Below are 18,335 nucleotides of genomic sequence, written 5' to 3'. Positions count from 1 at the left end.
ATTCAACATTCGCCCAGTTCTTGCATACATATGTAATGAATGATGTATGGAGGAGGTTTAAATCATGTCATCGAAATATCAAAGTAGAGAGATCATCACGAAAGCGATCTGCGGAAAAGGTCGTAAGTTCTCTACCGTAACACATACCGTGACTCCGCCACACAGACCGTCGAGCATACTGGGAGCGTGGATTATCAACCACCAGTACGAAGCGGTTGCAGCCGGAGACGGAATTGAAGTTATTGGTACTTACGATATCAACATCTGGTATTCCTACGACAAAAACTCGCAGACAGAAGTAGCCAAAGAGACGGTATCCTATGTTGAGAATGTGCCGCTGAGTTATCTGGATTCCAGACATCGTGCCTCAACGGTCGAGGTTACTGCGGATGCAACGCAGGAACCAAGTACCGTTGAAGCGAGCGTATCAGGAGACGGCCGTGTGGCGATTCGCGTGGAGCGGGAATTCGCTGTTGAACTGGTGGCCGAAACCAAGTTGAATGTTCTTGTCGTACCTGGCGGCGAGGACGGGGATAAAGATTTTGATTTTGGATCCGAGCTCGGCGATTACGAAGATCTGGATCCGGACCTCCTCGACGACGAACTCTAAGGGACTGTGGCTGTTTTTACCTTCCCGGCAATATTGAATACGTAGTTATGGTCTACTATATGCGGCAGGGGCGTCGTCGTCGAGGGCGGCTGCCCTCTTTTTGTTTGTTTTTCGTTATACAAAATTGTTGGAGCGGCAATGGGGCCAGATCGGCCAACCGGGGGAGGCATTATTGTTCATGACAGTGAATCATGTGTTGAAGGTCTATCTTGAGCGTGGCGTGTTCCGGAGCAGGCTGCTTCGGGCGATCGAGGGCCAGGGCGGGCCTTATGGAATACTTCGTGATCCTGTTTCTTCAAACGGCATTAAATCCGGCTCCCGAGGAGATGAAATTTGCTTCGGGACACCGGAAGCTTACTTTGGGCAAGGAGTAAGAGAATGGATCATCAACGGCAATTTGACGGATTTTCTGGCTTTACAAGTACCGAAAAGGCAAAAACGACTCGGTGCGGCAGGAATCCCCGCCTCATTGTCCGGCCGGAAAGAGACTGTCGGGGGAGGATTTCAAAGACGGTTCGCGGTCAGTGTCTTCCATTTGCAAGCATTAAACGCAACTCCTATTCAGCCCGGAGGAACCGTAATGCCGCTCCCCGGGAACGGGGCGGGGTCTGACCTGGACCGGGAATCCACTCTATGGAAAAGGTTGGCGAGAACGGCCGTCAGAGCGTTATACGCGTTCGGTCTTGACCTGGGTGAAGTCGTCATCCATGCGGGAGAAGAGGGAAGGTTTACGGTGGAAGAAATTCATCCTTCCGTGATTTATGGAGGGAACCGCACAGCCTGGCTGGTAGCGGAGGCGATGACACGCATGCTAGGGGAGTTGGAAAGGTACTCGCTTCAGGGACAAGGGATTGAGCAAGGTGAAGGGCGAGGAGGGGGGCAACGACCTGGGCCACAGGTTCAACGACTAGGGCAAAACTATGCACAACGACATGAACAAGGACGAGTAAATGGGCAAGAAGCAGGCTCCGGCCGGGAGCGGTTGATCGGCATGGACCCTGAATTCCTGCTCTTTGACAGCAGAACCCGGAAGGTCATCCCCGCCTCGCGGTATTTGGGCCGGCAGGGGATCGCCGGCTGCGATGTGCTGCGCTACCGGGGCCGCCGCTTGTTTCCGTTGGCCGAGCTGCGTCCCGAGCCGGGAAGTGAGCCGCGGGAATGCCTGAGCCATTTGATGCGGGCGTTTCGTTTGGCACAGGCGGCGATTCCCGACAGCGAGCTGCTGTGGCAAGCCGGGGGCATGCCGCAGCGCGGCTTTCCGCTTGGCGGGCATCTTCATTTCAGCGGCGTACCGCTCACCGCTGAGTTGCTGCGTACGCTAGATAACTATCTCGCGCTGCCGGTAGCCCTGATGGAGGATAGTGGAAGCCCCCGGCGCCGTCCTTTGTATGGCTTTCTGGGTGACTTTCGGCTCCAAAGCTATGACGAGGACGTGAGCGGGTTCGAATACCGAACCCTTCCCAGTTTTTTGGTTTCCCCGATGGTGACCAAGGGAGTCGTTGCCTTGGCCCGATTAATAATCGAGGACATGGCTTCCTTCAAGGAGCGGCCGTTGCTGGAGAATCGGGTGTTCCACGCTTTTTACTCCGGTAACAAGGAGATATTGAAACAGAAATGGGAGCGGCTGGCCGCGGATATTACCGGCGCGCCATCCTTTTCCAGATATGAAGAATATATCGCTCCATTCTTGGCGGCTGTGAGGTCCGGCCGAAGTTGGGACGAATCCGCCGACATCCGGCGGTCGTGGAAGTTGCATTCCGATTCCATATCGACGTTGTCATAAGGGATATTTACTCGTAAGCCTCCTTGCCTTTCTGTTATAATAGAGATCTATGAATGGTTATTTGGAGGTTGCACATGGCTACTTATACGCCGATGATACAGCAATATTTGAGTGTAAAGGCCCAGGCTCAGGATGCGTTTCTCTTTTTCCGGCTGGGCGACTTTTATGAGATGTTTTTTGATGACGCCTTGTTGGCGTCAAAAGAATTGGAAATTACGCTAACCGGCCGGGAAGGCGGCGCTGCGGATAAAATTCCGATGTGCGGTGTGCCCTATCATTCGGCGGATAACTATATTCACCGGTTGATCGAGAAAGGCTACAAAGTCGCCATTTGCGAGCAGGTAGAAGACCCGGCCTCGGCCAAAGGCGTCGTCCGCCGCGAAATCGTGCGCGTGGTAACGCCCGGTACGGTGATGGAAGGCAAAACCCTCGGCGAGCGTGCGAATAATTACATATTGTGCGTGACGGAGCGGAACGGCTTGATGGCGCTGGCGACCTGCGATTTGTCGACCGGTGAGCTGTACGTCACTTCGGCTCCGGCCAGTAAAGAGTGGCTGCGCGACGAAGTCGGTTTGTACGATCCATCGGAAGTGATCGGGGATGAGGCTCTGCTGGATTGGATCGCGGAACAAGCCGCCCCGCTCGGCAAGACGGTCGTATATACCCCTTGGGTCAAGACGAAGGAAGAAGACAGCCGGGCGCAATTCGGAGAGGCGCAGTGGATCAGGCTGGAGAGCGAACGCAGGGACTGCATCGCTCTACTTGTCGGATATCTTGGCGAAACTCAAAAACGTTCGCTTGGACAGCTCACTAAAATTTCATCCTACGAGCCCGAGCAATACATGATTCTCGATCCGTTTACCCGGCGGAATCTGGAGCTTGTGGAGACCGTTCGGGAACGGTCCAAGAAGGGCACGTTATTGTGGCTCCTGGATCGCACCGAAACGTCGATGGGCGCGCGCTTGCTGCGGCGCTGGATCGATAAGCCTCTCCTGCAGCGAAGCCGGATCGAGGAACGGTTGGAAGCGGTGGAGGCGCTGCATGGCGGGTTTATTTTGCGGGAAGACCTTCGTCAGGCGCTGCTTGAAATTTATGATTTGGAGCGGCTTACTGGAAGAATTGCTTACGGCAGCGCGAACGGCCGGGATTTGATCGCTTTGAAGTCATCTTTACGCCAGGTGCCGGCGATTAAGGAACTGTGCGCCGCGTCCTCATCGACTACGTTACGGGGAATCGCGGAAGGCATGGATGCTTGCACCGATATAGCTGATATGATCGAAACGGCGATTGCGGACGAGCCTCCGGTCTCGGTCCGGGATGGCAATGTGATCAAGACCGGGTTCCATTCCCGACTCGATGAGCTGCGTGAAGCAGGAAGCAACGGCAAACGCTGGATCGCGGAGCTGGAGGCTTCGGAGCGCCAGGCGACAGGCATTAAGTCACTGAAGATCGGTTACAACAAAGTGTTCGGCTATTACATCGAAGTTACGAAATCCAATTTATCATCACTGCCAGAAGGCCGTTACGAGCGGAAGCAGACGCTGGCCAATGCCGAGCGTTTCGTGACTCCTGAGCTAAAAGAGAAGGAGACGCTCATCCTTGAAGCGGAGGAGCAAATGGCCGATCTCGAATACAGGCTGTTTAACGAGCTCCGTGAACGTATTGCAAGTGATATTGAGCGGTTGCAGCGCCTTGCCGAGCGGATCGCGGAAATCGACGTGCTCCGGTCTTTGGCGGCCGTTGCTTCCGAGGGCGGGTTTGTGAAGCCGGTCCTGACGGACGGATATGATCTGGTCGTCGAACAGGGACGTCATCCGGTGGTTGAATCCGTGATGAAGGATACCGCCTTTATTTCCAACGGCACCAAGCTGCAAAAGGATGAGGCGGGCATTCTGCTCATCACCGGTCCTAATATGGCGGGAAAAAGCACTTATATGCGGCAGGTGGCTCTGATCTCCATCCTGGCTCAGATCGGCAGCTTCGTTCCGGCCGCCAAGGCGGAGATCCCGCTGGTTGACCGCATTTTTACCCGAATAGGGGCAGCGGATGACCTGATCGGAGGCCAGAGCACTTTTATGGTGGAGATGGCCGATATTCAGGTCATGACGGAAAAGGCAACCGCCCGGAGCTTGATCATCATCGACGAGCTGGGCCGGGGCACGTCGACCAGCGAAGGCATGGCGATCGCCCAGGCGGTGATTGAATATGTGCATGATCATATCGGCTGCAAGGCGCTCGTTTCGACGCATTTTCATGAACTGGCCCATTTGGAGAGCAGTTTGTCCGGGTTGAGAAACTACCGGATGGCTGTCCAGGAAAGCGGGGACAAGGTGCATTTTCTCCGTAAGCTGGTCCCTGGCGCAGCCGATACGAGCTATGGCATTTATTGCGCGCGGCTTGCCGGACTTCCCGAAGGAATTATCGTAAGAGCCTACGGATTGCTGCAAGGCTTTGAGCAGGCGGCTGCCGCGGTAACCGCCGGGGTTCATGGGGATGCGGAAGCAGCACCGACCGCCAATGTGAATGACACCGAACTGTCGGACAAGCAGGTTGCCGGTAAGGTTGGAGCAATAGCAGGCGAAATGAATAAAGTAACAGGCAGTGGAGACACCTCGGGCTTTACAGTTAAAGAGAATGAATCGGAGTCGTTGTTTGAGCAAGACCAGAAATTGGCTGAAGGGGATAAACAGGAAGTAGTTCAGCTTTCGATCTTTGCGGATGAGACCCCGGTAAAGAAGGCGAAATCCTCTCAGGAGGATCCGGGACTCCGGCTAATCGTCAATATGGTGAAAGAAGCCGATTTGATGAATATGACGCCGCTGGAGGCTATGCAGCTAATTAATGACCTGAAGCAAAAGGCGAAGAGCTTATAATTTGTAAGGTGTTGTTGCCGATTCGCTGAACGAGATATAAGGAACTTTATGGGCGCTATTTGCGTGATTTTCAACAAAATAGTAACAATAGAGGATTTTAAGGGGCTTATTTTTCTGATCGGGCGCTAATAGTCGATTTTTAAGCGTTATGAAGACAAATAAGGCCCCAAAAGGATCTTAATTTTGAACTCGGATCTGAAATTGGAGAAATAAGGCCCAAATAGTCCATTATTATACCGGGTTAGTAACTCAACTAATTGATTTCGATACGAGTCGTTAATCATCTCGGATTATCGTTTGCAATTTATGACAATTGCTTTCAAATCACCGAGCAGGTGAGCAAGGAGGGAATCATCGTGGCAAAAATAACGGTACTGGACGAGCATATTGCCAACCAGATAGCGGCGGGTGAAGTGGTGGAGCGGCCCGCTTCCGTGGTCAAGGAGCTTGTGGAAAACGCGGTTGATGCCGGGGCGACGAAAATCGAGGTACTGGTGGAGGAAGGCGGTCTGGAACTGATCCGGGTAACCGACAACGGTTCGGGGATCGAACCCGAAGACTGCGAAACTGCTTTTTACCGCCATGCTACGAGTAAAATCGTATCCGGACGCGATCTGTTTCAGATCCGCAGCCTCGGATTCCGCGGCGAGGCCTTGCCGAGTATTTCGGCCGTCGCCAAGGTCCGGCTGGTTTCGTCCAGCGATGATACCGGACTTGGCCGGGTAGTTGCGATTGAAGGCGGCACTCTGAAAGAGAATGAGGAAACAGCCGCCCCGCAGGGGACGGACATTACGGTAAAAGAATTATTTTACAATACGCCGGCAAGGCTGAAGTATATGAAAACGATCCAGACCGAGCTCGGACATATTTCCGATGTGATGTATCGTCAGGCGCTGGCGCATCCGGAGATCGCCTTTAGCCTGAAGCATAACGGCAATTCGCTGCTGCAAAGCCAGGGCGGCGGTGATCTGCTGCAGGTTATCGCTTCGATTTACGGGATCAATACCTCCAAAGGGATGATTCCAATCTCGGCCGAAAACCTGGATTACAAAATTTCCGGTTACATCGGGCTACCTGAGATGACGCGTTCCAATCGCGGAGGTATGTCAACGATGGTAAACGGCAGATTTATCCGCAATCAGGGCTTGCAGCAGGCGATTCTTCGGGCCTATCATACGCTTTTGCCGATCAATCGCTATCCTTTGGTCGTGTTGTCGCTGGACATGCATCCATCCCTGGTAGATGTCAATGTGCATCCGGCGAAGCTGGAGGTGCGGTTCAGCAAGGAAACCGAGTTGAACGCCTTCGTGGAGGCCAGCTTAAGATCGGTACTGTCCGAGCAGGTGCTCATTCCGCAGGTCGTCAAGCAGCAGCTTGGGAAGTCGGGTTCCGGATCCTTGATCCAGGAACAGTTTCACTTCCCGGCCGCCCGGCTTGAGGCTGCGCCTGCGAGCGCGGCGCCAGGCACGAACGCGTCCGGCCCGGCTGCACCGGCCAGCGCGAGCGGCGGGCGCCCGGGAGCCGCTCCGGCGGCTGCCCCAGGCAGCGCTGCTAGCGCGCCTTCCGGCGCAGCCCCCGGCAGCGCCAGCGCCTACGGCGGCGCACCGGCGGCGCGCACCGGCCCCAACGGCAGCGGCTTCGCGCTGCGCGAGCAGGCCGCGCCAGGCGCTGCCTACGGCGCCGGCCCGGCCGCGGGCGCCTATGCGCCTTCGGCTCAGCCGCCGCGCCAATCGCAGGCGACGGGCCAGCCCGGCCGTGCGCCGCAAGGCGGCTACGCCGCTTCGCCGCAGCCCGTACCTCCGGCAGCGCAGGAGGCGCTCTATGGCGCGCCCGGTACGGCGCCGGAGCTGCCGGCCTTTCCTGAGCTGTCCTTGATCGGACAGCACCATGGCACCTACTTGATCGCCCAAAATGAGAACGGGCTGTATCTGATCGATCAACACGCCGCCCATGAGCGGGTGAATTATGAATACTATTACGAGAAATTCGGTAATCCGGCGGATGCTTCCCAGGAACTGCTGCTGCCGATCACACTGGAATTTACGCCGGGCGAGAGCGAGAAGCTCAAAGAGCGGCTGTCCTGGTTTGAACGGGCGGGGGTCATTCTGGAGCATTTCGGAGGCGGAACCTTCCGCGTCGTGTCCTGCCCTTATTGGTTTCCGCAAGGAGACGAAGCGGCCGTTATCCAGGAGATGGCCGAATGGGTGCTTAGCGAGCGGGCGATCGATTTGGCCAAACTGCGCGAGAAATCGTCGATCCTCGTCTCCTGCAAAGCTTCGATTAAAGCAAACCAAAAGCTGACCAAGGAAGAAGCGGACACCCTGCTTCAGCGACTAGGGGCATGCAAGCAGCCCTATACCTGTCCGCACGGCCGGCCGATCGTCATTTCTTTTTCCAATTACGATTTGGAGAAACTGTTTAAACGGGTTATGTGAACGGAGGAAATTGCTAGTGATTATTACAACGGGGGACCACGCCGTTCAGGAAGCTGTACGAAGAGCGTCGGCCCTCTCTAAAGAGTCGGGGATACAATACGTCCCAAGAAACCGCACATCGCTTCCCAAGCTGTCGGCGCAACATGGAGACACGGACATTCTGGTCATTCTGGAAGGCGGAGCAAGGCTCTACCGACCGGATGGAGAAGCGATGCTGTTTCATCCAAGCATGGCGTTTGTCCGGGCCAAGCGGCTGATTAAAAAAGGCGAGAGCGATCCGATGCTTGAAGCCGCCCGGGTTCAGCCGGGCGATTCCATCATCGACTGCACGGCGGGTCTCGGGTCGGATGCCGCGGTATTCGCTTTAGGCGCAGGCCCGGAGGGCCGCGTTCTGGCCCTTGAAGATTCGCTTTCACTATGGAGTTTGATGCGGGAAGGTTTTGCTTACTATGTATCTGGGGTAAAAGAGTTTGACGAGGCTTTGCGCCGGATCACCGTGAAGCGTGCGGAGCATCTGGAGTTGCTGCGCGGACTGCCTGACAAGAGTGCGGATGTCGTTTATTTCGACCCGATGTTCCGCGATCCGATTCAGGAGTCGTCCGCCATCTCTCCGCTTCGTTCCTATGCGAACAACAATCAGCTTGACCCCGAAGCGATTGCGGAAGCTTGCCGGGTAGCGCGAAAGACGGTGGTGCTGAAAGAAAAAAAAGGGAGCGGAGAATTCGAACGGCTCGGATTTACGACGCAGTCCCGTTCCCATACCAAAATTGTGTACGGAGTGATTTCGCTTGACCAATAATGCAAAACCGAAACTGCTGGTGCTCCTCGGCCCAACCGCCGTCGGCAAAACCAGTCTGAGCATCGAGATCGCCAAGAAGTTTTCCTGCGAAATCATTTCCGGAGATTCCATGCAGGTATACCGGGGGATGGATATCGGAACCGCCAAAATCACGCCGGAGGAGATGGACGGGGTTCCGCATCATTTGATAGATGTTTTGGAGCCGGATGAGCCGTTTTCCGTGGCCCGTTTTCAGGAATGGTGCCGTGAGCTTATCCCCGAAATTCACGGGAAAGGCAAACTGCCTTTTATTGTGGGCGGAACGGGGCTTTATATTGAATCCGTGTGTTATGAATTCCAATTTACCGAAGCGGGCGCGGATGAAGAATTTCGGGCCGAGCAGCAGCGGATTGCCGATCAAGAGGGAGCTGAGGTACTGCATGCCAAACTGGCCGAAATTGATCCTAAGTCAGCGAATCGGCTGCATCCCAACGATGTCCGCAGAGTGATCCGTGCGCTGGAAGTATTTCACTTGACCGGGGAAACATTATCTTCCAGTCTGGAGCGGCAAAACAAGCAGTCGCCGTACGATCTTTGCTTCATCGGTTTGACAATGGACCGTCAAATGCTTTATAACCGTATTGAACAGCGTATCGACGGAATGATTGCCGCCGGTCTGATCGGTGAGGTTCAGCGATTGCTGGACCGCGGCTTCTCCAGGGATCTCGTGTCCATGCAGGGACTCGGGTACAAAGAGATCGCGGAGCATCTGGTAGATGGCTTACCGCTGGAGCTCGCGGTGGAGAAGCTGAAGCGAGATACCCGAAGATTCGCCAAACGGCAGCTTTCCTGGTTCCGCCACATGAACGACATTTCCTGGGTCGATGTGGGCGACGGCAGAAATTTCTCCGCGAATTTCGAAGCCGTACGTGCTATAATAGCAGGAAAGTTTCCAACTGATCTTGAATATAATTCTAAACACTAATTGATTCCTATTGGGGGTACGGCAAATGAACAAGTCCATTAACATCCAAGATACATTCCTGAATCAAATGCGCAAAGAGAGCATCCCTGTTACCGTATTTTTGACGAACGGTTTTCAGATCAGAGGAACGATTAAAGCTTTTGACAACTACATTATCGTAATCGACAGCGACGGACGCCAGCAAATGGTGTACAAGCACGCCATCTCCACATTCCAGCCGCAGCGCAATGTTTCGCTGATGCAGGAGTCCCAGAACGAAGGTTAATCCGAATATTGAAACTTTTTTAAAATCAGTACGTTTAATGGTATAGGAAAAGGAGCGGAGCAACCTGATAAGAGGTTGTTCTTTTCTTTCCGGGCTAAATTGGGTATTGGACCAGTAGAATCCACACACAAACATGATGAAACTGGTATGAAGGGAGTCAGAAGAATCTATGCCTACCAAAAGACCATCCAGACTGGAAAGGAACAGTAAGCCGACTCGCAAACCGAATGCGCCGAAAGGACCTAAAAAGAAAAGGCTGACGGCAAAACGGGTACTGTGGACTTCATTTTTCACAATTGCATTTGCTATATTTTGCGGGATTGCGGGATACATGTACATCACCGTAAGCGGCGAAAAAATATTGAACGAGAACAGGGACAAGCTGTTCATTTATGAAACGTCCAAGGTCTATGACCGGACCGGCAAGCTGATGGGCGAATTGTCCGTGGACCGGAGCGAACCGGTGGAAGAGGACCAGATTCCGAAACTGGTCAAGGAAGCTTTTATCGCGACCGAGGACCGGAGATTCAACGAGCATAACGGGGTCGACCTGTGGTCGATCGGCCGGGCGGCGGTGAAGGATATCATGGCGCGTTCCCTGGTGGAGGGCGGCAGTACGATCACCCAGCAGCTGGCCAAGAACATGTTCCTCGATTTTGACAAGACGTTCTTCCGTAAAGCGACCGAAATGTCGATCGCGATGGCGCTGGAGCGCCACAACACGAAGGATGAGATTATTACGCTATACCTGAACCGGATCTTCTTCGGTCAAAAGGCGTACGGCATTAAAGCGGCATCCCAGCGTTATTTCGGAAAGAGCGATCTGAACGAGTTGGATCTGTGGGAAGTCGCAACCTTGGCGGCAATTCCGAAAGGGCCGTCCAAGTACAATCCGGTCGCGAATCCGGATCTGTCGAAGCAGCGGCGTTCCGTCGTGTTAGACCTGATGTTCCAAGAGGGGTACATTACCGCTGAGGAACGGGATGAAGCGAAGGCGGTGGATTACGATTATGTGCCACCGACCAAGAATGACAGCTACCAGGCGTTCAAGGATTATGTAATCAAAGAAGCCGAGGAGAAGTTTGGGCTTTCGGAAGACCAACTGAACCGCGGCGGCTACAAAATTTATACGACGATGGATGCTCAGGCACAAAAAGCGGTAGAAAAGGCGTTCGCCAACGACGACTTTTTCGAGAAGAGCAAGGATGACCAGCAGGTTCAGGCTTCAATCGTCATTCAGAACCATGAAAATGGCAGTCTGGTAGCTTTGCTTGGCGGGCGTGATTACGAACGCAAAGGTTTCAGCCGACTGAACAGCCGCCGGCAGCCGGGTTCGGCTTTCAAGCCGATCGTATCCTATGCACCGGCACTTGATACCGACAAGTTTGATATCAATTCTCCGTTAAGCAATGAGAAGCAGTGCTTCGGGGATTACTGTCCGCGTAACTTGCACGGCTACTCTAAAACCATCGACATGACCACGGCGCTAACAAAATCGGAGAATATTCCTGCCGTTTGGTTGCTAAATGAGGTTGGCGTTGGAACCGGTGTGAAATATGCGCAGAACATGGGCATAAAGATGGACAAAGACGACCGGAACCTGGCGATCGCGCTGGGGGGCTTGACCCACGGCACGAATACTCTGGAAATGGCAGGGGCGTTTAGCGTCTTCGCCAATGGCGGTGAATACAACCAGCCATACACTATTAAGATGATTAAGGATCATGACGGCGTAGAGAAATACAAGTACAATGCGCCGAAGCCAAAACGGGTGCTCAGCGAGCAAACCGCGTACTACATGACTCAAATGATGCAAAATGTCGTCAATGACGGGACGGGGAAACGCGCGAAGCTGAATCGTCCGGTTGCGGGCAAGACAGGAACTACGCAGCATGGTATTAAAGGGTTGAACAGCAGCAAGAACCGGGATGTCTGGTTCGTAGGTTACACCCCGGAATGGACGGCATCCATCTGGATGGGCTACGATAAACCGGATAAGAACCATCTGCTGAACGGCAGCAGCGGTCAGGCCGCGGCCCTATTCTCAGCCGTCATGACCGAAGCGCTTCAAGGCGTACCGGTCAAAGACTTCCCGGTTCCGGGTAATTTACAGGCTCCGGAACCTCCTGAACAAGAAGTGGCGGAAACTCCGACCGGGCTCTCTGCCTCTTATAATCAGGACTCGGGAGTCGTTACTCTGAACTGGACGGGTGTAACTACCGAAGGGGCAATTTACAAGGTTTACCGGAAGGAAGCCTCCGAGGCGGACTTCTCTCACTATATGGATTCGCCTGCAACAACGGCTGAGGATATCAGCGTAGCTGTCGGAACTGGTTATGAGTACTATGTTACGGCATACGATGCGGTGAATGATGTTGAGAGCGAACCTTCGAACGTTGCTCAGGTGATGCTTGTGGCGGATGAACCGCCGATGGATGAGGTTGATCCGGATGAGAACGGCAATGGCGACTGGATCGGCGATCCGGGCAACGGCAGCGGTAATTCCGGTCAAGAAGGCGGCCAGGGCACAAATCCGCCGGGCAATAACGGAAACGGCGGGCAAGGGAATGGCAACGGCCAAGGAAACGGCCACGGTCAAGGTAACGGTAATGGCCAAGGCAATGGAAATGGTAATGGCTCCGGCAACAGCGGGGGCACCGGAACCGATTCGGGTACCGGAGGAGATACGGGGGGAACCCCGCCTTCCGGAGGTGAATCCGGAGGCGATTCAGAGACCGGGTTACCGGTGGATGACGGAAGCGGAACACCGACCGACGGCACGATTGTCGACCCGACGGGAACCGGCGGCCTGAATTCCGGAGGCTAAACAATAACGTATAAAATCAAGTGGTGTCCTCAAGCAATTGATTGCTTGGGGGCACTTTTTTTGTTTTTTTAACGGATCCGGCTTGGAGCATCAACGTTCCAATTCGATGACATTTGCTGACAAGTTTATATAATATTAAAATTTCGTTTTTGAGACTGACTTTTAAATGTGATAAGCTGAAAGTACATTGTGTTGAAAGGGATCAGTCTTATGAAACGAAAATTCGGAGACCGTGCGAATTGGCGCCGCGTGACGCAGCGTCAGTTCAAATCCAAGTACGTGGATAGCGACATATTTAGAGGTTATGTGACATCGTATAGTATTCAAGCTTTACGAGATCCGCTCTGGAAAACTTATGGAGGGAATACATTCCGTATTGCCGACAAAGGATTTACCTGGTTGCAGTACTATCCAAAAGGAGAGCACTACGTGGTAACCGCCATGTTTGACGACAAGGGAGACATTGTCGAGTGGTATATCGATGTGTGCAAAACCCAGGGAGTGACGGACCAAGGTGTCCCTTGGTTTGATGATTTGTACCTGGACATTGTTGTGCTGAAGAACGGTGAAGTATTCCTGTTGGACGAGGACGAATTGGATGACGCGCTCTCACGCGGTCATATCACCGTCCGGGATTATGACATGGCCACGGAAACGGCGAGGGATGTTATGCGAAGTATCCGGGAGCAGCATTTTCCTTATTTTACGATGTCTCTAGACCATTATCGTAACGGGTTTGTGCTTAAAGATGCTCAGCGTCAGGGAGGGGAGCATGGTACGGAGTAGAAGAAACGGATCTTATGCGGTTGGAACACGGCAGCGAAAGCCACGTCGCCTGTGGATTTGGATATTGGCCTGTATTCTGGCTGCGGGAATAGGTTGGCTGCTTTATGTGCTGGCCCAAATTGGCAGCATCGATAGCAATCCGGCTGCGTCTAGGGAATATGCACAGCCGGCAGATGTCGGGATCGTACTTGGCGCTTCAATGTGGGGAGACCAGCCCAGCCCCGGGCTCCAGGAAAGACTGGAGCTTGCTCTACAGGATTATAAGGAGGGGAAGTTCCGCCTCTTTATTTTGTCAGGTGGATTGGACCGGGCCGATTACCGGTTTACCGAAGCAGAGGGCATGGCCAATTATCTGGAATCCAAGGGTGTGCCGCGTTCGGCCATGCTGCTGGAGAACAACGCTACAAGTACCTATGAGAATTTAAAATTCAGTCAGGAGATCATGAAAGAAAAGGGACTGAAATCGGTCATTATCATTACCCATACTTATCATGGCAATCGGGCATATGAAATCGCCAAAGCTTTGGGCTACGACAACCCGGGACTGTCAGTGACGAAGACTCGGGTCATAAAGCCGATGCAAGCCACGGTTCGCGAAGTTCTGGCCTATACCAAATGGAAACTCGACCATATCGCCATCGCTTTTGGCTGGAAATGAGAAAACTTCTAATAACGGAGCGGGAGAGAGAATACATTTTAAAAGAAGTTTAAGCCCTCCCGGCAACATACAGGTTCAAAAGTCGTTTCTTTGAAACTTCACAGCACTTTTGAACAACTCCATAAAGAGGTGATTCATAGATGTCAGGGCCTGTCATGGCTAGAAGCGGATCTTCCGAGGAGAGACCTTCCAGACAGATCAATGTCATTCTCCGCAACACCGAGCCACCGGTCGTTTCGCAAAGCGTTCCGGATGTCGAATCTACGGCAGGAGCCAAGAGCATCCCTCAGCAAGGCTTGTTCGCGGATTTGCAAAAGGAAATGGACGGTCTGGTCGGGCTCGATCATATCAAAGAGCTGATGTTTGAGATTTTTGCCCTGCTGCAAATAGCGGCGATGCGTTCCGAGGCTGGACTGTTGTCCGGAACCCAAGTCTATCATATGGTGTTCAAAGGAAATCCGGGAACCGGCAAGACTACCGTTGCCCGAATTGTCGCCAAGATGTTTCAGAGAATGGGTGTATTAAGCAAAGGACATTTGATTGAAGTGGAACGGGCCGACTTGGTCGGAGAGTACATCGGTCATACCGCGCAGAAGACACGTGACCTGGTTAAGAAGGCGCTCGGCGGCATTCTTTTCATAGATGAGGCATACAGTCTGGCGCGGGGCGGAGAAAAGGACTTCGGCAAGGAAGCGATCGATACGCTGGTGAAGGCGATGGAAGATCAGAAGAATCAGTTCATTCTAATTTTAGCGGGCTATTCCGATGAGATGGAATATTTTCTTGCTACCAATCCGGGATTGCCTTCACGGTTTCCGATTCAGATGGATTTTCCGGACTATAGCATCGACCAGCTCATTCAGATTGCTGAAGGAATGGTGAAGGAACGCGATTATATTCTGATGCCACAGGCGATACTCAAATTAAAGCAGCATTTGCTGCGGGAAAAATGTGAAAGTGAGCATCTGTTCAGCAACGCGAGGCATGTACGCAATATTATTGAACGTTCGGTCCGCCAGCAGGCGGTCCGCCTGTTGAATCAATATAGCGGGGGATCGCCGGGGAAGCTGGAACTGATGACCATCCGAACCGAGGATTTGAAGCTGGATAAGAAATAAGGAGTCGTGAACCATTGTCAAAATCGCCGTACGAAACCAAGACGATATTACCCGACAAGGCAGTACTGGTTAGTCTGATTACTACGGAAGTCAAGCAAAGCGGGCTTCATCCCGAATACTCGTTGGACGAATTGGTGCAGCTTGCGGAAACCGCTGGCGTGGAGGTAGCGGACCGGATGACGCAGAATCGGGAAAACCGGGATCCGCGTTATTTGATCGGTAAAGGAAAAGTGTTTGAGCTAAAGGAACTCATGGAGCAGCATGGAGCCAATACGGCTATTTTTGATCAGGAATTGTCGGGGGCGCAGGTACGAAATCTCGAAGAGATGCTGGATGCGAAAATCATTGACCGCACCCAGCTCATCCTCGATATTTTTGCCCAGCGGGCCAAAACGCGGGAAGGGATTATTCAGGTGGAGCTGGCACAGCTCTCCTATTTGCTGCCGCGTTTGGCCGGACATGGCAAAAACCTGTCCCGGCTCGGAGGCGGTATCGGGACGCGGGGGCCGGGCGAGAGCAAGCTGGAAACCGACCGCCGCCATATCCGTCGCCGGATCGGCGAATTGAAGCGCCAGCTTGAAGAGGTAACCCGGCACCGCAAGCTGCACCGTTCGCGCCGCCAGGAAACCGGCGTGGTGCAGCTCGCGCTCGTGGGCTACACGAACGCCGGGAAATCCACGCTGTTGAAGGCCCTCACCGCGGCCGACGTGCTGGTGGAGAACCGGCTATTTGCTACGCTGGACCCGACTACCCGGATCATGGAGCTGCCTGGCGGCAAAGAGGTTGTATTGACCGATACGGTCGGTTTTATCCAAAACCTGCCCCATGATCTGGTCGCCTCCTTCCGTGCAACGCTTGAAGAGGCGAATGAAGCGGATCTGATTCTTCATGTGGTGGATGCTTCTTCACCTATGCGCAAGGAGCAGATGGAGGTTGTAGAACGAATTCTGGATGACCTGGGAGCCGGGGGAAAGCCACAGCTCGTGTTGTACAACAAAATCGATTTATGCGATCCGGAACAGCTCGAGATGCTGCCTTCCACAAAAGGCTCGATGAAGATCAGCGCGTTCGATGAAGACGATTTGGAGCGCATCCGGCAGGCGGTTCAGCAGGAGTTGTCGGGTGGGATGCGAACGTTCCGGATTCCGGCCGATCGCGGCGATTTGACGCCTTTCCTATACCGGATCGGCGACGTTGTAGGGCAGCAGTACGATGAGGACAATATTATTTATTCGGTGGACGTGAATCAGGGGGATTTTGAAAAGTATGGATACATGCTGGCTCCCTTCTCGATTCCGGGTCACGAGAACCCGTTGAATCCATAAGGGACGAAGCGATTTATAAGCTGGATAGACACTCTAAAAGATGAACTATAAGAGTCACTAGATAAACGCAGAATTGAGTTGCTGCAGGGGAGAGGTAAGGACAAAATGGCGGTTTTTTCAGAAGAAATTGTTGAGTGGATGGAGCAAGCGGAGCAGCAGGTTGGAGATCAGTTTCGTGCAATTGACCGGATTGTCGATCGTAACCAATGGAAAGTGATCGAAGCGTTTCAGAAGTATCAGGTAAGCGACTTTCATTTTGCAGGATCTACAGGTTATGCATACAATGATCGCGGACGCGAAGTGCTCGACCTTGTGTACGCCGAAGTATTCGGCGCCGAGGCGGCGCTGGTGCGTCCGCATTTTGCGTCGGGTACGCATACGATTGCAACGGCGCTGTTCGGAGTGCTGCGCCCGGGTGACGGATTGCTGTATATTACAGGACGGCCTTACGATACGTTACATAAAGTGATCGGCAAGCCGGGAGACGGTACCGGTTCGTTGCAGGATTTTGGAATACACTATGATGAAGCGGCTTTATTGGGAGACGGCTCGGTAGATTGGGATACGGTAGCTTCCAAAATAACGGAAAAGACCAAGGTGATCGGAATCCAGCGTTCTCGCGGTTATGACTGGAGAGATTCCTTTACGGTAGAACAAATCGGTGAGATGGTCGCCAGGGTGAAGGCGTTGAATCCGGATTGCATCGTGTTCGTCGACAACTGCTACGGAGAATTCACCGAAGAACAAGAACCTACTCAAGTAGGAGTTGATCTCCTTGCAGGTTCACTCATCAAAAATCCCGGCGGCGGACTGGCCGAAACGGGAGGATATATTTGCGGCCGGGCGGAACTGGTCGAACTGGCGTCGTATCGTTTGACGGCTCCTGGAATCGGGGGAGAGGTCGGCGCGATGCTGGGGACGACGCGCGGGATTTATCAAGGGCTGTTCCTGGCTCCGACGACGGTAGGACAAGCGGTCAAAGGAAGCGTCCTGGCGGCGGCTGTGTTTGAGCGCGCCGGGTTTGAGAGCCGCCCGCGCTGGGACGCCAAGCGGACGGACTTGATCCAAGCGATTGCGTTCAGTGGGCCTGAACAGCTTATCGCCTTCGTGCAAGGTATTCAGCGAGCGGCCGCCGTGGACGGCCATGTGGTGCCTGAAGCCTGGGACATGCCTGGGTATGAGCACCCCGTTATTATGGCAGCGGGCACTTTCATCCAAGGCGGAAGCCTGGAGCTGTCGGCGGATGCACCGGTCCGGGAGCCATTTATCGCATACATGCAGGGCGGTTTAACTTACTCCCACGTTAAATTCGGCGTTCTGACAGCCTTGCAGACAATGAAAGATCGTAATCTTCTTTAATTTAACGGCTTTATCTTCTCTTCCTTGTAAGTTATCCTGACATTCTTGTTGACATGTCAGGTTAGTTGACATAGAATAGAAACATGATTATTTAACTGGAAGGTTGAGAGCGATGAGTGACGATATTCGCAGAAATATGGCCTTGTTTCCGATTGGTATCGTAATGAAGCTTACGGATTTAACGGCTAGGCAAATTCGTTATTATGAACAGCATCAACTGATCGTGCCGGCTCGCACTTCGGGCAACCAGCGGTTATTTTCCTTTAATGATGTCGAGCGCTTGCTTGAGATCAAGGGTTTGATCGACAAGGGCGTTAATATTGCCGGGATCAAGCAGGTCATGGACCCGATGGCAAAGGATTCGCAGGAAGCCACGGTCATGACGAAAGACACCGAAGAGAAACGCAAAGAAATGACGGATTCACAGCTTTACCGCATGCTTAAGCAGCAGCTGGTTACCGGGCAAAAGCCGGGTCATGTTTCTCTGATTCAGGGAGAATTGTCCCGCTTTTTCAAAATATAAACGTTGGGAG

14 protein-coding genes are annotated in these 18,335 nt (G+C 53.2%); all 14 read left to right on the top strand.

Annotation, left to right across the window (positions count from 1 at the left end; translation table 11 throughout):
* Nucleotides 1-64 precede the first annotated feature (64 nt).
* The 14 genes from cotE to KB559_RS05445 all read left to right on the top strand — a co-directional run bounded on the left by cotE (nucleotide 65) and on the right by KB559_RS05445 (nucleotide 18,325).
* Entirely contained in the window at nucleotides 65-610 is a 546-nt protein-coding gene (gene cotE / locus KB559_RS05510; protein WP_211020705.1) for an outer spore coat protein CotE, read from the top strand.
* Nucleotides 611-788: 178 nt separating this feature from the next.
* Nucleotides 789-2,393, top strand: a complete 1,605-nt coding sequence (locus KB559_RS25075; protein WP_247681590.1) for a putative amidoligase domain-containing protein — start codon at nucleotides 789-791, stop codon at nucleotides 2,391-2,393.
* A 74-nt stretch (nucleotides 2,394-2,467) separates the two neighbouring features.
* Entirely contained in the window at nucleotides 2,468-5,266 is a 2,799-nt protein-coding gene (gene mutS, locus KB559_RS05500) for a DNA mismatch repair protein MutS (RefSeq protein WP_211020704.1), read from the top strand.
* A gap of 356 nt (nucleotides 5,267-5,622) precedes the next feature.
* Nucleotides 5,623-7,701, top strand: a complete 2,079-nt coding sequence (mutL, locus tag KB559_RS05495) for a DNA mismatch repair endonuclease MutL (protein WP_211020703.1) — start codon at nucleotides 5,623-5,625, stop codon at nucleotides 7,699-7,701.
* 16 nt (nucleotides 7,702-7,717) lie between these two features.
* Nucleotides 7,718-8,500, top strand: coding sequence for a class I SAM-dependent methyltransferase (locus KB559_RS05490; protein ID WP_211020702.1), 783 nt, complete (start codon nucleotides 7,718-7,720; stop codon nucleotides 8,498-8,500).
* On the top strand, nucleotides 8,490-9,464 hold the full coding sequence (miaA, locus tag KB559_RS05485) for a tRNA (adenosine(37)-N6)-dimethylallyltransferase MiaA (protein WP_211020701.1): 975 nt from the start codon (nucleotides 8,490-8,492) through the stop codon (nucleotides 9,462-9,464). Before KB559_RS05490 ends, miaA begins: the two co-directional genes overlap by 11 nt.
* A gap of 25 nt (nucleotides 9,465-9,489) precedes the next feature.
* Nucleotides 9,490-9,729, top strand: coding sequence for an RNA chaperone Hfq (gene hfq, locus KB559_RS05480; protein ID WP_211020700.1), 240 nt, complete (start codon nucleotides 9,490-9,492; stop codon nucleotides 9,727-9,729).
* 169 nt (nucleotides 9,730-9,898) lie between these two features.
* Nucleotides 9,899-12,556 carry a PBP1A family penicillin-binding protein gene (locus tag KB559_RS05475; protein ID WP_211020699.1) on the top strand — a complete coding sequence of 886 codons (2,658 nt, stop codon included), beginning with the start codon at nucleotides 9,899-9,901 and terminating at the stop codon, nucleotides 12,554-12,556.
* Nucleotides 12,557-12,766: 210 nt separating this feature from the next.
* Complete coding sequence (locus KB559_RS05470) at nucleotides 12,767-13,342, top strand: ribonuclease FAU-1 family protein (RefSeq protein ID WP_211020698.1); 576 nt, start codon at nucleotides 12,767-12,769, stop codon at nucleotides 13,340-13,342.
* Nucleotides 13,329-14,000, top strand: a complete 672-nt coding sequence (locus KB559_RS05465) for a YdcF family protein (protein ID WP_211020697.1) — start codon at nucleotides 13,329-13,331, stop codon at nucleotides 13,998-14,000. Before KB559_RS05470 ends, KB559_RS05465 begins: the two co-directional genes overlap by 14 nt.
* Before the next feature lie 140 nt (nucleotides 14,001-14,140).
* Complete coding sequence (locus tag KB559_RS05460; protein WP_211020696.1) at nucleotides 14,141-15,118, top strand: AAA family ATPase; 978 nt, start codon at nucleotides 14,141-14,143, stop codon at nucleotides 15,116-15,118.
* 14 nt (nucleotides 15,119-15,132) lie between these two features.
* Entirely contained in the window at nucleotides 15,133-16,443 is a 1,311-nt protein-coding gene (hflX, locus tag KB559_RS05455) for a GTPase HflX (protein WP_211020695.1), read from the top strand.
* A 105-nt stretch (nucleotides 16,444-16,548) separates the two neighbouring features.
* The gene (locus KB559_RS05450; protein WP_211020694.1) at nucleotides 16,549-17,802 is read left to right on the top strand and encodes a methionine gamma-lyase family protein; all 1,254 of its coding nucleotides are present in this window, start codon (nucleotides 16,549-16,551) and stop codon (nucleotides 17,800-17,802) included.
* A gap of 112 nt (nucleotides 17,803-17,914) precedes the next feature.
* Nucleotides 17,915-18,325 (top strand): MerR family transcriptional regulator, encoded by a 411-nt coding sequence (locus tag KB559_RS05445; protein ID WP_211020693.1) that lies wholly within the window; start codon nucleotides 17,915-17,917, stop codon nucleotides 18,323-18,325.
* The last annotated feature ends 10 nt before the right edge of the window (nucleotides 18,326-18,335 follow it).

Origin of the sequence: Paenibacillus sp. Marseille-P2973 (assembly GCF_018101095.1) — a bacterium.
Classification (GTDB): Bacteria; Bacillota; Bacilli; order Paenibacillales; family Paenibacillaceae; genus Fontibacillus; species Fontibacillus vini.
This window is presented reverse-complemented; position numbering and strand designations above follow the sequence as displayed.

Coding starts and splice junctions, on each gene's coding strand:
- KB559_RS25075 (WP_247681590.1), top strand. CDS start 789: ATGACAGTGAATCATGTGTTGAAGGTCTATCTTGAGCGTGGCGTGTTC.
- mutS (WP_211020704.1), top strand. CDS start 2,468: ATGGCTACTTATACGCCGATGATACAGCAATATTTGAGTGTAAAGGCC.
- KB559_RS05470 (WP_211020698.1), top strand. CDS start 12,767: ATGAAACGAAAATTCGGAGACCGTGCGAATTGGCGCCGCGTGACGCAG.
- KB559_RS05460 (WP_211020696.1), top strand. CDS start 14,141: ATGTCAGGGCCTGTCATGGCTAGAAGCGGATCTTCCGAGGAGAGACCT.
- KB559_RS05475 (WP_211020699.1), top strand. CDS start 9,899: ATGCCTACCAAAAGACCATCCAGACTGGAAAGGAACAGTAAGCCGACT.
- KB559_RS05465 (WP_211020697.1), top strand. CDS start 13,329: ATGGTACGGAGTAGAAGAAACGGATCTTATGCGGTTGGAACACGGCAG.
- KB559_RS05445 (WP_211020693.1), top strand. CDS start 17,915: ATGAGTGACGATATTCGCAGAAATATGGCCTTGTTTCCGATTGGTATC.
- hfq (WP_211020700.1), top strand. CDS start 9,490: ATGAACAAGTCCATTAACATCCAAGATACATTCCTGAATCAAATGCGC.
- KB559_RS05450 (WP_211020694.1), top strand. CDS start 16,549: ATGGCGGTTTTTTCAGAAGAAATTGTTGAGTGGATGGAGCAAGCGGAG.
- cotE (WP_211020705.1), top strand. CDS start 65: ATGTCATCGAAATATCAAAGTAGAGAGATCATCACGAAAGCGATCTGC.